13 protein-coding genes are annotated in these 13042 nt (G+C 73.1%); 6 read left to right on the top strand and 7 right to left on the bottom strand.

Features of this window, described 5'->3' with window-relative positions; translation table 11 throughout:
• A partial coding sequence (locus tag BGM09_RS04815) for a winged helix-turn-helix domain-containing protein (RefSeq protein ID WP_188280139.1) occupies positions 1-295 on the bottom strand: 295 nt, incomplete at its 3' end.
• A 327-nt stretch (positions 296-622) separates the two neighbouring features.
• On the opposite strand from BGM09_RS04815, the gene BGM09_RS04820 reads away from it, so the two are divergent.
• Positions 623-1414 (top strand): site-2 protease family protein, encoded by a 792-nt coding sequence (locus BGM09_RS04820; RefSeq protein ID WP_188280140.1) that lies wholly within the window; start codon positions 623-625, stop codon positions 1412-1414.
• A 2-nt stretch (positions 1415-1416) separates the two neighbouring features.
• On the opposite strand, the gene BGM09_RS04825 is transcribed toward BGM09_RS04820, so the two are convergent.
• Together BGM09_RS04825 and npdG are read right to left on the bottom strand one after the other, a co-directional pair.
• Entirely contained in the window at positions 1417-1641 is a 225-nt protein-coding gene (locus tag BGM09_RS04825) for a hypothetical protein (RefSeq protein WP_188280141.1), read from the bottom strand.
• 89 nt (positions 1642-1730) lie between these two features.
• Complete coding sequence (gene npdG, locus BGM09_RS04830; RefSeq protein WP_188280142.1) at positions 1731-2432, bottom strand: NADPH-dependent F420 reductase; 702 nt, start codon at positions 2430-2432, stop codon at positions 1731-1733.
• Positions 2433-2842: 410 nt separating this feature from the next.
• Here npdG and BGM09_RS04835 point away from each other — a divergent pair, with 410 nt between their 5' ends.
• Positions 2843-4096 carry an MFS transporter gene (locus BGM09_RS04835; protein ID WP_188280149.1) on the top strand — a complete coding sequence of 418 codons (1254 nt, stop codon included), beginning with the start codon at positions 2843-2845 and terminating at the stop codon, positions 4094-4096.
• A 22-nt stretch (positions 4097-4118) separates the two neighbouring features.
• Here the strand turns inward: BGM09_RS04835 and BGM09_RS04840 are convergent, their stop codons facing one another.
• Complete coding sequence (locus tag BGM09_RS04840; protein ID WP_188280143.1) at positions 4119-4376, bottom strand: hypothetical protein; 258 nt, start codon at positions 4374-4376, stop codon at positions 4119-4121.
• Between the two features lie 81 nt (positions 4377-4457).
• Between BGM09_RS04840 and map the strand changes: the two genes are divergently transcribed.
• Together map and BGM09_RS04850 are read left to right on the top strand one after the other, a co-directional pair.
• Positions 4458-5315, top strand: a complete 858-nt coding sequence (gene map, locus BGM09_RS04845; protein ID WP_188280144.1) for a type I methionyl aminopeptidase — start codon at positions 4458-4460, stop codon at positions 5313-5315.
• On the top strand, positions 5312-6286 hold the full coding sequence (locus BGM09_RS04850; protein WP_188280145.1) for a hypothetical protein: 975 nt from the start codon (positions 5312-5314) through the stop codon (positions 6284-6286). Before map ends, BGM09_RS04850 begins: the two co-directional genes overlap by 4 nt.
• A gap of 14 nt (positions 6287-6300) precedes the next feature.
• Here the strand turns inward: BGM09_RS04850 and BGM09_RS04855 are convergent, their stop codons facing one another.
• On the bottom strand, positions 6301-7041 hold the full coding sequence (locus tag BGM09_RS04855; RefSeq protein ID WP_188280146.1) for a bifunctional DNA primase/polymerase: 741 nt from the start codon (positions 7039-7041) through the stop codon (positions 6301-6303).
• 221 nt (positions 7042-7262) lie between these two features.
• Here BGM09_RS04855 and BGM09_RS04860 point away from each other — a divergent pair, with 221 nt between their 5' ends.
• Entirely contained in the window at positions 7263-7961 is a 699-nt protein-coding gene (locus tag BGM09_RS04860) for a heme oxygenase (biliverdin-producing) (RefSeq protein WP_188280150.1), read from the top strand.
• A 139-nt stretch (positions 7962-8100) separates the two neighbouring features.
• On the opposite strand, the gene BGM09_RS04865 is transcribed toward BGM09_RS04860, so the two are convergent.
• Both BGM09_RS04865 and BGM09_RS04870 read right to left on the bottom strand, forming a co-directional pair.
• Positions 8101-9636, bottom strand: coding sequence for an HtaA domain-containing protein (locus tag BGM09_RS04865; protein ID WP_188280147.1), 1536 nt, complete (start codon positions 9634-9636; stop codon positions 8101-8103).
• Positions 9637-9709: 73 nt separating this feature from the next.
• On the bottom strand, positions 9710-11212 hold the full coding sequence (locus BGM09_RS04870) for an HtaA domain-containing protein (RefSeq protein WP_188280148.1): 1503 nt from the start codon (positions 11210-11212) through the stop codon (positions 9710-9712).
• Positions 11213-11758: 546 nt separating this feature from the next.
• Between BGM09_RS04870 and BGM09_RS04875 the strand changes: the two genes are divergently transcribed.
• Positions 11759-12760, top strand: a complete 1002-nt coding sequence (locus BGM09_RS04875) for a hemin ABC transporter substrate-binding protein (protein WP_188280151.1) — start codon at positions 11759-11761, stop codon at positions 12758-12760.
• Positions 12761-13042 lie beyond the last annotated feature (282 nt).

The raw sequence follows: 13042 nt of genomic DNA on the forward strand, positions 1-13042 counted from the left end.
GGTAGAGGTCCACGTCCTCGGGCGCCGCCTCCAGCCGGTAGCCGCCGTCGACCGAGCCGACCGCGTCATGGCCGATGGCCCGGCGCAGCCGACCGATCAGCGCTTGCAGCGCGCCGGTCGCCCCGGCGGGCGGGTCGCCGTCCCACACCTCGTCGATGAGCGCGTCCGCGCCGATCACCCGGCCGGGCCGCAGCGCGAGCGCCGTCAGCAGCGCGCGCAGCCGACCGCCCGCCAGCGTGGCGGGCGTGCCGTCGTCGCGCAGAGCCTGAGTGGTGCCGAGAATCGCGTATCGCACGGCCCCATTGTTACGGAGCCCGCACGGTCACCGCGCCCCGGTCGGCCCCGGCCCGCCCGCGGCGGCGAGGGCGTACGGTCCACGGAGGGGCGGAGGCGTGGCGTCCGCTCGCGCGCCTCGGGTGCCCTGCCGCCGATCGCGGTTCCGCCGGTACGGCTGAGCCCCGCGGTGACGGAGCGCTGGAACCTGGTCACACCGCCGGACGTTTCCCGGGCACGGCCTGTGTCGTCGCCCGTCCCGGATGGCATGATCGGGCGGCTGCCCCCGGCCGCCGCGCCCCACAGCTGTCCGTCTCAGCGCCCCACCGCCCACGCCAGGAGCCCGTTCATGAGCGTCACATCGATCCGCAGGGCCGACCGTCGCGGCGACAGCGACCGGAGGATCAGCCCGATCTTCCTCGCCATCGTCGCGGTGATGGCCGTGTCCGGCTGGGCGGTGTGGAGCCAGTTCGCCTCCGACCACGGCTTCGCGGTCTTCCTGTTCGTGGTGTCCGGCTGGGTCGTCTCCCTGTGCCTGCACGAATACGCGCACGCCCGCAGCGCCCTGCACAGCGGTGACATCTCCATCGGCGCCAAGGGCTATCTGACCCTCAACCCGCTGAAGTACACGCACGCGCTGCTGTCCATCGTGCTGCCGGTGGTCTTCGTGATCCTGGGCGGTATCGGCCTGCCCGGCGGCGCCGTCTTCATCGAGCGCGGCCGGATCCAGGGGCGCTGGCGGCACAGCCTGATCTCGGCGGCGGGCCCGCTGGTCAACGTCGCCTTCGCGGTGCTGCTGATGCTGCCGTTCGCGCTCGGCGCGCTGGACTCCTGGCCGACCGAGTTCCTGTGCGCGCTCGCCTTCCTGGCGATGCTCCAGGTGACCGCCGCGATCCTGAACCTGCTGCCGGTCCCGGGCCTGGACGGCTACGGCATCATCGAGCCGTGGCTCTCGCCGACCGCCCGACGCCAGTTCGAGCCCTTCGCGCAGTTCGGCCTGCTGGCGGTCTTCGGTGTGCTGTGGATCCCGGCGGTGAACGTGAAGTTCTTCCACGCCATCGACACCGTGATGGGCTGGCTGCACGTGCCGCGCGACTACGTGGACTTCGGCTACACGCTGTTCCAGTTCTGGCGGAAGTGACGTCAGCTCTGCGGCTGGCCCGTCGCGTCGGCGGCGGCGGCAGCGGAGGCGGTGGCGGTGGCGGTGTCGATCTTCGCCTTGCGGAAGTAATACCAGCACATGTTGCTGGTCAGCCCGGCGAGCAGCACCCACACGATGCCCAGGAAGCTGCCGTGCACGAAGGACACCACCGCGGCGGCGACGGCGAGCAGGCACGCGATGAGGGCGTAGAGGGCGAGGCGGGGCATGGGGTGCGGCTCCTGTCCGGGCGGACGCGTACGGTCGTCCGCCATTGTCCCCCATGCCCCGCGGCGCTCGGAACGGGCTCGGCTACGGCTCAGACGTCCGTGAGGCGCAGGCCCGCGTGGGCCTTGTAGCGGCGGTTGACCGAGATGAGGTTGGCGACCAGCGACTCGACCTGGTGGGCGTTGCGGAGCCGGCCCGCGAAGACACCGCGCATGCCGGGGATACGGGCGGCGAGCGCCTGGACGATGTCGGTGTCGGCGCGGACCTCGCCGAGGACCATCACATCGGTGTCGATCTCCGCGATCTCCGGGTCCTGGAGCAGCACCGCCGACAGGTGGTGGAAGGCGGCGGTGACCCGCGAGTCCGGGAGCAGGGCGGCGGCCTGCTGGGCAGCGCTGCCCTCGTCGGGCTTGAGGGCGTACGCGCCCTGCTTGTCGAACCCGAGCGGGTTGACGCAGTCCACGACGAGCTTGCCCGCCAGTTCCTCGCGCAGTGACTCCAGGGTCTTGGCGTGGCCGTCCCACGGCACCGCGACGATCACGATGTCGCTGCGGCGGGCGCACTCCGCGTTGTCCGCGCCCTCGACGCCGAGGCCGAGTTCGGCGGCGGCGGTCTGCGCGCGCTCGGCGTTGCGGGAACCGATGACGACCTTCTGCCCCGACCTGGCCAGTCGGTAGGCGAGCCCGCGGCCCTGGTCACCGGTGCCGCCGAGCACTCCCACCACCAGGCCCGACACGTCGGGCAGCTCCCGGGGGTCCTTGGCCGGGGTCTTCACGTCCTCAGGGGTAGTCATACCGGCGATCCTGCCAGGTGCGGGGGTTGTTCGACGGCGTTCGGTGGCGCGGATCACTCCGGGGGCGGCAGGTTGCCGTGCCATGTGCGCCGTCGCGCTACTGCGCGAAGTGCTCGCCGGAACGCAGTGGCCACCACCCGCCCCAACCGGCCAACCCGCTCCTCCCCGGACCACCCGCCGGTGGGGGCCAGCCGCGCAGTTCCCCGCGCCCCTGACGGCGCAGGTCACCACCCGCCCCGGCGGGGCAATCCGGTTGTCGGCGGGCCACCCGCCGGTGGGGGGCTCGCGTAGGCCATCCGGCAGGAAAAAGGCTTTGCGGGGGGAGCTCCCGGCGGGGAGCATCGCCTCACGTGACAGTGACCGTGGCCGACGACCCCCCACCCCCGCGGAAGCGGACGCTGCTCCCCGACATGACGCCGTGGCGGACATCGGCGGACTTCCGGAGGATGTGGCTGGCGGGAGCCGTCACGACGTTCGGAAGCTTCCTGACGTTCGTGGCGCTGCCGGTGCAGATCAAGGAGCTGACGGGCTCGGCCGTCGCGGTGGGAGCGATCGGCGCGGTGGAGCTGGTGCCGCTGATCGTGTTCGGGCTGTACGGCGGAGCGCTCGCGGACGCGATGGACCGGAAGCTGCTGATCAACGCGACCGAGGCGGCGCAGGGCCTGCTGGCGGTGGGGCTGCTGGTCAACACGGTGGTGCCGCACCCGGTGGTGTGGCCGCTGTACGTGGTGGCGGCGCTGTCGAGCGCGTTGACCGGACTCCAGCGGCCGGCGCTGGACGCGATCGTGCCCAGGATCGTCCCACGCGACCAACTCGCCGCCGCGGCGGCGCTCAACGCGCTGCGGTGGCAGGTCGGGGCCATCGCGGGCCCGTCCGTCGCGGGCCTGGTGATCGCGTACGCGGGCCTTTCGTGGGCGTACGCGGCCGACGCGGCGACCTTCGCGCTCTCCGTCGCGCTCGGCCTGGGGCTGAGCCGTTCACCGGCCGCGCACGACGCGAAGCCGCCGTCACTGCGCTCGATCGCGGAGGGCGCCCGGTACGCGTGGAGCCGCAAGGAACTCCTCGGCACGTACGCGATCGACCTGGCGGCGATGTTCTTCGCGTATCCGGCGGCGATCTTCCCGTTCCTCGCGGACGACCTGCACGCGCCGTGGTCGCTCGGCCTGATGTACGCGGCCGGGTCGGTCGGCTCCCTGGCGGTCAGCCTGACCAGCGGCTGGACCACCCGGATCCACCGGCACGGCCGGATGGTCGTGTACGCGGCCGTGGGCTGGGGCCTGGCCATGGCCGCGGCGGGCTGGACGGGCCGGATCTGGCTCGTACTGCTGTGCCTGGCGGCGGCGGGCGGCTGCGACATGATCAGCGGGGTCGGCCGCTCCACGATGTGGAATCAGACGATCCCCGACGAGTTGCGCGGACGCCTGGCGGGGATCGAGCTGCTGTCGTACTCGGTCGGCCCGCAGCTCGGGCAGCTCCGCAGCGGCGGCGTGGCCGCCCTCACCACCGCCCGTACCTCCGTCTGGACCGGCGGGGTCGCGTGCGCGGCGGCGGTCGTCGCCCTGGCCGCCGCTCTCCCGAAGCTGATGTCGTACGACGCGCGGCAGCGCCCGGCGGCGGCAGGGACGGAGAGCGGTGCGGGAACGGCACCCGCGACCGCGTCCTGACCGGCCCCGCCCGACCGATCCGTCAGGAGCCCCCCGGCTTGTCGTTCCCGGCGTCCTGGGCGTCACCGTCGGCGGTGTCGTGCCACTTGGGGTCGGTGTCCCACTGGAGATTGCGCTCGGCGGCGGTGTCCATCGCCCGCTGCGCCTCCTCGCGGGTGGAGTAGGGGCCGAAGCGGTCCTTGGCGGGGCATTCGGGGCCCTCCTCGACCTTGTGGTGCTCGATGCAGTAGAACCATTCGCCGGGCTTTCCGGCCGGCTTCTTCGCCCTGAACAGCGCCATGATCGTCTCCTGTGGTCGAGGGTGCCGCGGGTGGCCGCCTGCGGCCATGTTCCCCGATCGGGCGCGGATACACTCGTCGGCATGTCTGGTCAGTCGCTGCTCGTTCCCGGCAAGCTCTCCCCCACCCGGCACGTGCCGGCCTCGATCCCGCGCCCCGAGTACGTGGGCAGGCCGGGGCCGACGCCGTACACCGGGCCCGAGGTGCAGGACGCGGAGACGGTCGAGAGGATGCGGACCGCCTCGCGGATCGCGGCGCGCGCGATGGAGGAGGCCGCGAAGGCCATCGCTCCGGGGGTGACGACCGACGAGCTGGACCGGATCGCGCACGCGTACATGGTGGACCATCGGGCGTACCCCTCGGACCTGGGTTACCGCGGCTTCCCCAAGTCGCTGTGCACGTCGGTGAACGAGGTCATCTGCCACGGCATCCCGGACTCGACAGTGCTGCGCGACGGCGACATCGTGAACCTGGACGTGACCGCGTTCATCCACGGGGTGCACGGGGACTGCAACGCCACGTACTTCGTGGGCGAGGTCGCCGAGGAGTCGCGGCTGCTGGTGGAGCGCACACGGGAGTCGCTCGACCGGGCGATCAAGGCGGTACGTCCCGGGCGGCAGATCAATGTGATCGGCCGGGTCATCGAGTCGTACGCGAAGCGCTTCGGGTACGGCGTGGTGCGGGACTTCACCGGGCACGGCATCCACACCGCGTTCCACTCGGGCCTGATCATCCCGCACTACGACGACCCGCGGGCGACGACGGTGATGCGGCCCGGCATGACGTTCACCATCGAGCCGATGCTGACGCTGGGCACGCACGAGTACGACATGTGGGACGACGGCTGGACCGTGGTCACCAAGGACCGCGAGCGCACTGCCCAGTTCGAGCACACCCTGGTGGTCACGGCGGACGGCGCGGAGGTGCTGACCCTGCCATGAACCGTCGGAGCCTGTGTCTGGCGGCGGCGGCGACCGCGCTGGCGGTGCCGTTGGCCGGTTGTGTCACCGTGCACGGTGAGCGCGCGGACATCGCGTCGGTACGGCCCGCGGAGGCGGCCGAGGCGCTCGCGAATTTCGCGACGGTCAACAACGCGGCGACGAAGGCGTACGACGAGTCGCTGATCGCCGAGATCGAGTCGGGCGCGCTGGGCGCCATCGACGAGGCGGGGGTGCGGGCCAAGCACGCCAACCACCCCGAGGGCAACGCGTCGTTCACGCCGCTGGCCTTCTCCGACTCGCGCTTCCTGGTACCGAGGCAGCGCGGCTGGCCGAAGTTCTTCGTGGCGGACACCGCGACCAACCGCGGCGGCGACTCGCGGTGGCTGCTGGTCTTCCGCCGGTTCACCGCGGGCGACCCGTGGAAGGCGTCCTTCCTGGCTGTCATGGCACCGGACGCGCTGCCCGCCCTCGCCACCGACAAGGACGGTCTGGTCGAGGCGTTGCCGGCCGCGGGCACCGATCTGCTCGTGCAGCCGGGCCGGTTGAGCACGGCGTACACCTCGTATCTCCAACAGGCCCCCGCGGCACCGGCGTTCGCCGACGGTCCGGCGACCTCCGAGCTGCTGGCCGGGCGCGACAAGAACCGGCGTACGGCCAACTCCGTGACGCAGTACGCCGATCAGCCCGCCGACGGCGGCGACTTCACCCCGGTCGCGCTGCGTACCACGTCGGGTGGCGCCCTCGTGCTGTTCGCCAGCCGCCACCAGACCCGGGCCACCTACCGCGAGGGCTACCAGCTCAGCATCGACCAGGACACCAAGGCCCTGATGACCGGCACTCCCCGCACGTCCGTCACCCTCTCCCGCATGTCCCAGCAGGCGGCCACGGTCCCGGCCCGCAGCGCGGGACCGGACGCGAAACCGGCCGTCCTCAGCCGCCTGGCGGGCCTGGTCTCGGCGACGGGCGGGTAACCGGCCGGCCCGGATCAGCGTGTGCGGGCGACCGGTTCCGGCTCGGGGTCGTAGGCGAACTGGGCGCAGGCGTCGGTGAGGATGTCGAGGACAGGGAGCGGGTCGGGCAGCGGGAGGTCAGGACCGAGGTCGGGGAGCCAGCCGACCGTGCCGCCGGAGGGCAGCCGGGCCGGGGGCAGCAGCACATAACTGCCGCGGCAGTGCCAGCGGATGCCCGGGTGCTCGTCGGCGGTCTCGGGGTTGCAGTCGAGGGCGCAGGGCCACCACTCGTCCTCGTCGGCGGGGGTGCCGCGGGTGGCGGTGAAGAACAGCATCCGGTCCTCGCCCTGGAGGGCGACCGGGCCGATGGTGGCGCCGTCGGCGGTGAGCCGTTCCAGCGCGACGCGGCCCGCTTCCGCCGGGACGTCGAGGACGTCGTGGTTGAGCCCGGTGGCGGTGATGAAGTTGGCGAGCGGCTGGCCGCTGAGCCACTGGGCGACCCGCTGCGGGTCGATGCTCGCCTGGGTCTGCCATGCCTGCGAGACGGGGTGCACACCGGGGATGTGACAGCCGATCCGGTCGCAGGAACAGCCGAAGCCCTCGGGGTGCACGGCCGGTGCGACGGGGTACGAGGCGGCGACGGCCGCCTGGATGAGTTCGTCGCGGCGCAGGTCGTCGGCGGCAGCGGCGGCTGCCGCCCTGGCCGCCCGGCTGTTGCCAGAAGCGCTCTCCGTACGGCGGCGCAACCAGTCGGACACCCTGCTCTTGCCTGCCATCGGGCTCCTTTCCTCGCCACTCCCGCCCCGCGGACCACGGTACGCGGACGGTGGAGCACATCCTCCCTCTTGCCAGGAATGAACACCCACCCGGGGTGGAAGTGTTCCCATGGCGGCCGTTTCCGACATCATGTCGGCAACCTATTGACTTAGGTAAGCCTAAGTTGGGAGGATCGAGGTCGGCTCACAGCCTTGACCAGGAGGTTCCTTTGACCACGTCGATTCCGTCGGCCACTTCGGACACGTCGGCCACTCCGGACACACCGTCCGCCGCATCCCCCTTCTCCGCCGTGATCCGCGCCGCGACCCGGGCCCAGCACCAGGAGGCGCACGACTCGACCTTCATGGACGACCTGCTCGGCGGGCGGCTCGGCGTGGACGCGTACGCGCGCTACACCGAACAGCTCTGGTTCGTCTACCGGGCGCTGGAGGAGGGCGCGCACCTGCTGGCGGACGACTCGGTGGCCGCGCCCTTCACCCGCACCGAGCTGCTGCGCGTCGCCTCCCTCGAACAGGACCTCGACCACCTGCTCGGCGAGGGCTGGAAGGACCGCGCGACCGCGCTGCCCGCCACCGCCCGGTACGCGGCCCGGGTGGCCGAGGTCGCCCGCGAGTGGCCCGCCGGTTATGTCGCGCACCACTACACCCGCTACCTCGGCGACCTCTCCGGCGGCCAGGTCGTCCGCGGTGTCGCGGAGAAGACCTGGGGCTTCGCCCGCAAGGGCGACGGCGTCCGCTTCTACGTCTTCGAGGGCATCGACAACCCGGCCGCCTTCAAGCGCGAGTACCGCGAACTGCTGGACGGCCTCGCGGTCGACGACCTGGAGAAGCAGCGGGTGGTCGAGGAGTGCAGGACCGCCTTCGCGCTGAACATCGCGGTCTTCCGTGAGCTGGGGGACGCCTTCCCGCTCTCCGCGTGAGGGCGCACTGTCCGTACGGCGCCCGCGAAGCCGGGCGGCCCACCTGAACTCACGGTGGGCCGCCCGGCTTTCGGCTGTGCCGGACGGTGTTACGTCAGACGGTGTCGCGTCAGGCGGTGTTGCGGGGGACGGTTTCGCGTCAGACGGTGTTGCGGCGGCGGGCCACGGTGACGGTCGCGGCGGCGCCGGTCACCAGCAGGGCGCCCGCGGCGGCGAGCAGCGCGGCGGACGGGGTGCCGGAGCCGGTGGAGGCCAGCTCGCCGTCGGTGCTGAAGTCGTTGCCGGTGCCGCCGACCGTGCTGCCGGAACCGCCGGTCGTACCGCCGCTGGTGGAGCCGCCGGTCGTACCGCCGTCGGAGGAGCCGGCCGACGAACCGGCCGACGGGCTCGGCGAACCGGTCGGCAGCGTGGCGCTGTCGTCCAGCGAGACCGCGACCGTCACCGGGTCGAGCGCGTCGCCCGCCTTGTAGAAGCCGCTGAACGCCTTCGCGCCGTCCTCGGTGAGCACGGCGGAGGCGCCGGAGACCGTGACGACGTCACCGTCCGCGGTCGGCTCGACACCGCTCAGGGTGGCCACGGCGATGCCCTTGTAGTCGGTGACCTTGCCCGAGGTCATGTCCTTGCTTGACACGTCGGCGGTGAGCGTTCCGGTGGCGCCCTTGGTGGCCACCTTGACGTTGCCGAACTTCAGGTCGAGGGCGTACGTGCCCTGCTGGAGGTGGCCGAGGAAGCGGACGCCGCCGGAGAATGAGGCGTTGAGGGTCGTGGTGCCGGCGTCGTAGGCGCCGGCGCCCTTGGGGAAGCGGTAGCCGGAGGCGGTACCGGTGGCGCCGTCGGTGAGTTCCACCTTGCCGTCGGCGATCGGTCCGGTGACGTAGGAGCGGAAGGACTGCTTGACGCCCCAGTCGAGGTTGCCGTCCACGACGGTGGCGGGCCCGCCGGGCGCGGTCGCGGTGGGCGTGGCGGTCGGCTCCCCCGTGGGCTCTCCGGTGGGCTCACCGGTCGGCGGGTTCGTGGTGGGGGTGGTGGTCGGCGGGGTGGTGGGCGGCGTCGTCGGGGCGGCGCCCGGAGTGACGGACAGGTCGCCCGCGTCCAGCGCCGTACCGGCCTGGTAGAAGCCGCCGAAGGCGGTCGAACCGTCGGCGGTCAGCACGGCCGGGATGCCGTTGAAGGTCATCGCGCCGCCCGCGCCGCTGCCGGGCCGGACGTTCGACAGGTCGAGCGTGGCGAATTCCACGTCGTCGGAGGTGCTGCCCGCCGCGGTCACGTCGGCGGTGATCGTGCCGGTGGTGCCGACGGTGACGACCTTGAGGTCGGCGAGCTTGATGTCGAAGCCGTGCGCCGTCGACTTGAACTGGACGCTGCCGTCGAAGGCGACGCTCACGCCGTGCGTCGAAGTGTCGTACGAGCCCTCGCCGTTGGTGAAGTGGAATGTGCCGTCGGAGTTGGCGGTCGCGCCGTCCGCGGTGGTGATGGCGCCCCCTGCGGGACCGGTCACGTACGAGCGCCACGACTGCTTGACGCCCCAGTCGAAGGTGCCGCCGGTGAGCGGTACGGCCGGGGACGACGGCGAGTCGGCGGCGGCGAACGCCGGGACCAGCAGGGCGGTGGCCGCCCCCGCGGTGGCGGTGGCTATGGCCAGGGCGAGCGCGCGGGAACTGAGGCGGGCGGTCATGGGGTGGTGTGCTCCTTGTGTTCCTTGTGTTCCTCGGAAGGTGGTGCGAAGTGCGGGGGGAGGTGACGCGGCGTCAGCCACCGGCTTCGGTACGGCGTTTGCGCCGTACGACGGCGATGACGACCGCGGTGAGTCCGCCTGCCACGGCGGCGACAGCGGCCGACCCGCCGGCCAGCAGGGCCACCGACGTGCCGTCGTGCGAGCTTTCCGCGGCGGATTCGGTACGCGGCGCGGCGGGTGCGGTGCTCGGCGCCGAGGACGCCGCCGGGGTGGCGGACGCCGTGGGGTCGGAGCCGATGTCGGGCAGCGCGGGCAGGGCCGCCGCCTTGTCGAGGGCGACGGAGAGGGTGAGCGGGTCCATCGAAGTACCCGCGGTGTAGAGGCCGTTGAACGCCTTGGCGCCCTGCGCCGTCAGCGTGGTCGGGACCTCGGTCAGGGAGATCAGGCCGTTCTTCGGCGCGAGCGCGGCGGGCGCGGCGAAGGTGACGAACGGCTCGCCGTCCGCGTACAGCGTGCCCTTGCCGTCGGCGACCGTGACGCGGACCGCGCTGATCGACAGGTCGAGCCCGTACGTGCCGTCCGCCGCCTTCATCCCGACGAAGCGCACCGTCCCGCCGAACCGGGCGTCCAGCGCGTGGTGTGCGGCGTTGTACGTGCCGCGCCCCGCGCCGAAGCGGAACAGGGCGCCGCCGTCCCGCGCGCCGTCGGCCACCGTCCAGCGGCCCTTGGCGATGTCGCCGGTCACGTACTCGCGGAAGGTGCGGCGGACGCCCCAGTCGGCGGCGGCGTCAACGACCGTGCCGGGAGCGGTGGTCGAGGTGGCGGCCGGCTTCCCCGACGCCTTGCCGGTCGCGCCGCCGGTCGGGGTCGGCGGCGGGGCGGTGGCCGGCGAGGCGGGTGCGCGCAGGTCGACCGAGAGGCTGACCGGGTCGAGCGCCGTGCCGGTGGTGTAGTAGCCCGCGAAGGCGCGGGCGCCCTGCGAGGTGAGGGTGGCCGGGATGCCGCTGAGGGTGATCTGCGACCCGGTGACCCCGCGGGTGTTGACGCCGCCGACGGCGAGCGAGGCGAGCGGCACCTGGGCGTTGGTGGTGACCCGCCCGGTGTTCTTGTCCTTGCTGCGCATGTCCGCGTAGAGCGTGCCGTGGCCGCCGGAGATCTTGACGGTGGGACGGCTGATGGTGAGGTCGAGTTGATAGCCGCCGCTCGCCTGCCGGTGCCCCAGGAAGTGGACGCCGCCGGCGAAGGCGGCGGTCAGCGCGCCGCTGCCCGGATCGTACGAGCCCCGCGCCGACGGGAAGCGGAACTGGTTGCTGCCGAAGGTGCCCGCGCCGCCGGTCATCGCCCAACTGCCTTTCGCGATGGGCCCGGTGACATAGCTCTGGAACGACGCTTTGATTCCCCAGTCCAGCCGTCCCCCGGCGACCGTACGGCTCGTCGCGGCGTCCGCCCGGGACGCGGGCAGCACCGCGGTCAGCGCGGTCAGCGCGACCGCGCCGAGCAGCGCGGTGCTCACGGCCGTGAGCGAGACGGCCCGGCCGCCGGTACGGCGCACGCGGGCATGACGGAACAACGGCATGGACCCCTCCAGGACTGGCAAACTCAGGTAAGGCTAACCTAAGCTAATCACCGACCGGCGGGAAGCCTCCCGCGACATCGCCGAACGCGCCGAACGCGCTGGCGCACGGGCACAGCGGCATCACGACATGACGGCACCACGGCAAGGGACGGGTTGGCAGTGCGAACAGGTTCCGAACGACGTCCCGACCGGACCGGGCAGTCCGCCCCCGAAGGCGGCCCGGCAAGCCCGAACGCCGCGCCCGTCCCGGCCACGGAAGCCGCCGCCGGGCCCGGCACGGACGCCGATACCGGCGCCGTCGCCGGTACGACCGCCAGGTCCGTCGCGGGCACGAGAACCGCCCTCGGCTCGGACGCCGGAACCAGGCACGGCGCAGCCGTGAACGCCGATACCGGCGCCGTCGCCGTCACCGGTGCGCGGTCCGGGGCCCGGCACGGCATCAGGTCCGGCGTCAGGTCGGGCGCGGCCAGCACCGTTTCGGGGGTCACGGCTCCGGCACGGCGGGACGCGCTCGGCGGCCGGTACGGACGCGGTACGCGCGCCGCCGTGCTGCCGCTGCTGGCCGCGCTGTTGGCGCTCGTGCTCACCGCGTGCGGCGGCTCGGCGGGGAAGGCGGGGCCGTCCGCGAGCGGTTCGGGGGCGACGTCGAGCGCGAGCGCGGACGCCGACCGGATCGAGCCGCTGGCCGGGGCGGCGCCCGTGCCCGTACTGCCCGCCACCGTCACCTCGGCGGACGGCCGGAAGGTCACCGTCACCGCCGCCGACCGGATCGTGCCGCTCACCGGCGGGCTGTCCGAGATCGTCTTCACGCTGGGCCTCGGCAAGAACGTCGTCGCGCGCGACATCACGGCGACCTTCGCGCAGGCGGCGAAGCTGCCGGTGGTGACCCGCGCCCACGACGTCTCCGCCGAGGGCGTCCTGTCCCTGCACCCCACCCTCGTCCTCGCCGAGGACACCACGGGCCCGGCCGAGGCGGTCCGCCAGATCCGCGACGCGGGCGTCCCGCTCGTCGTCGTCAGGACGGCGACCTCGCTCGACGACGTGGGCCCGCGGATCGACGCCGTGGCCGCCGCGCTCGGCGTGAAGGCCGCGGGTGACACGCTGCGCGAGCGTACGGCGCAGCGGATCGACGCCGTCCGCGCGACGATTCCGGGCACGGCCGACAAGCCGCGCGTCGCCTTCCTCTACCTGCGCGGCACCGCGTCGGTCTACCTGATCGGCGGGCGCGGCTCCGGCGCCGACTCCCTCATCGCGGCGGCGGGCGGCGTCGACGCCGGGACCGCCTCCGGCCTGGACAAGGACTTCACCCCCATCACCAGCGAGGCCCTGGTGAAGGCCGCGCCCGACGTCATCCTCGTCATGACCAAGGGGCTCGACTCCGTCGGCGGGGTCAGCGGCCTCGAAAAGGTCCCGGGCGTCGCCCAGACCCCCGCCGGTCTCGACCGCCGTGTCGTCGCCATCGACGACGGCACCCTCCTCAACTTCGGCCCCCGCACCGACTCCGTCCTGCGCCAACTCACCACCGGCATCCACCAAAAGGCCCGGTGACCCGCCCGATGACGACCACGGCCTCCCCCGAGGGCGACCGCACGGCTCCCGCCGGGGCCGACGACGAAGGCACCGGGCCCGCCGCCACGCACGAGCGCGAGCCGCGGCCGGGCCCCCGCGCGGTGGGCCCCCCCCCACCCCGGCGGCGCGCCCCCCGCCACCTGGGGCACAAGCGCGCCGATCTGGTCCGCGCCGCCCGCCGTCGACACCTGGACCGACTACCGCCTCGACGTGAAACTGACCGTGACCAAGGTCGCGCTCGGGGTGAGATTCCGCTCGCCC

This window comes from Streptomyces sp. CBMA29 (assembly GCF_014596445.1).
GTDB lineage: Bacteria > Actinomycetota > Actinomycetes > Streptomycetales > Streptomycetaceae > Actinacidiphila.

Coding starts and splice junctions, on each gene's coding strand:
- BGM09_RS04820 (WP_188280140.1), top strand. CDS start 623: ATGAGCGTCACATCGATCCGCAGGGCCGACCGTCGCGGCGACAGCGAC.
- BGM09_RS04825 (WP_188280141.1), bottom strand. CDS start 1,641: ATGCCCCGCCTCGCCCTCTACGCCCTCATCGCGTGCCTGCTCGCCGTC.
- npdG (WP_188280142.1), bottom strand. CDS start 2,432: ATGACTACCCCTGAGGACGTGAAGACCCCGGCCAAGGACCCCCGGGAG.
- BGM09_RS04835 (WP_188280149.1), top strand. CDS start 2,843: ATGACGCCGTGGCGGACATCGGCGGACTTCCGGAGGATGTGGCTGGCG.
- BGM09_RS04840 (WP_188280143.1), bottom strand. CDS start 4,376: ATGGCGCTGTTCAGGGCGAAGAAGCCGGCCGGAAAGCCCGGCGAATGG.
- map (WP_188280144.1), top strand. CDS start 4,458: ATGTCTGGTCAGTCGCTGCTCGTTCCCGGCAAGCTCTCCCCCACCCGG.
- BGM09_RS04850 (WP_188280145.1), top strand. CDS start 5,312: ATGAACCGTCGGAGCCTGTGTCTGGCGGCGGCGGCGACCGCGCTGGCG.
- BGM09_RS04855 (WP_188280146.1), bottom strand. CDS start 7,041: ATGGCAGGCAAGAGCAGGGTGTCCGACTGGTTGCGCCGCCGTACGGAG.
- BGM09_RS04865 (WP_188280147.1), bottom strand. CDS start 9,636: ATGACCGCCCGCCTCAGTTCCCGCGCGCTCGCCCTGGCCATAGCCACC.
- BGM09_RS04870 (WP_188280148.1), bottom strand. CDS start 11,212: ATGCCGTTGTTCCGTCATGCCCGCGTGCGCCGTACCGGCGGCCGGGCC.